The following is a 1,182-nucleotide window of genomic DNA, read 5'->3' as shown; positions in this document are numbered from 1 at the left end:
CGTCGATTACTCGACGATAGCGGACACGATGCCGGCGCCGACGGTGCGGCCGCCTTCGCGGATAGCGAAGCGCAGCTTCTCTTCCATCGCGATCGGAACGATCAGCGTGACGTCCATCGTCACGTTGTCGCCCGGCATCACCATCTCCGTGCCTTCCGGAAGCGTCACCACGCCCGTCACGTCCGTCGTGCGGAAGTAGAACTGCGGACGATAGTTCGTGAAGAACGGCGTATGGCGACCGCCCTCTTCCTTCGTCAGGATGTACGCTTCGGCCTTGAACTTCGTGTGCGGCTTCACCGAACCCGGCTTGCAAAGCACCTGCCCGCGCTCGACGCCCTCGCGGTCCACACCACGGATCAGCGCGCCGATGTTGTCGCCGGCCTGACCCTGGTCCAGAAGCTTGCGGAACATCTCGACGCCCGTGACCGTCGTCTTCTTGGAGTCGCGGATACCGACGATCTCGACTTCCTCGCCCACCTTCACGATGCCGCGCTCGACCCGGCCCGTCACCACCGTGCCGCGACCCGAGATCGAGAACACGTCCTCGATCGGCATCAGGAACGGCTGGTCGACAGGACGCTCCGGCGTCGGGATGTACGCATCCACCGCAGCCATCAGCTCGCGGACCGCATCCTCGCCGATCTTCTTGTCCGAATCCTCGAGCGCCGCAAGCGCCGAGCCCTTCACGATCGGAATGTCGTCGCCCGGGAAGTCGTAGCTCGACAGAAGCTCGCGAACCTCGAGCTCCACAAGCTCCAGAAGCTCCGCGTCGTCGACCTGGTCGACCTTGTTCAGGAACACGACGATCGCCGGAACGCCGACCTGGCGCGCCAGCAGAATGTGCTCGCGCGTCTGCGGCATCGGGCCGTCCGCAGCCGAACAGACGAGAATCGCTCCGTCCATCTGCGCCGCACCCGTGATCATGTTCTTCACATAGTCCGCGTGACCGGGGCAGTCCACGTGCGCGTAGTGACGGTTCTCCGTCTCGTACTCAACGTGCGCCGTCGAAATCGTGATGCCGCGCGCCTTCTCTTCCGGCGCCGCGTCAATCTGGTCGTACGCACGGAACTCGCCGAAGTACTTCGTGATCGCCGCCGTCAGCGACGTCTTCCCATGGTCGACGTGACCAATCGTGCCGATGTTCACGTGCGGCTTGTTACGCTCGAATTTGCTCTTGGCCAT

General features: G+C 63.7%; 1 protein-coding gene. It reads right to left on the bottom strand.

Going from position 1 to position 1,182, the window contains the following annotated elements:
- Positions 1 to 6: 6 nt before the first annotated feature.
- On the bottom strand, positions 7 to 1,182 hold a 1,176-nt coding region (gene tuf, locus NDN16_RS20810; RefSeq protein WP_251115324.1), incomplete at its 5' end, for an elongation factor Tu.

The sequence above is a fragment of the Aureimonas altamirensis genome (assembly GCF_023702225.1).
Lineage (GTDB): Bacteria > Pseudomonadota > Alphaproteobacteria > Rhizobiales > Rhizobiaceae > Aureimonas > Aureimonas altamirensis_B.
Note: the sequence above shows the minus strand (reverse complement) of the source record. Positions and strands in the feature narration are given on the sequence as shown.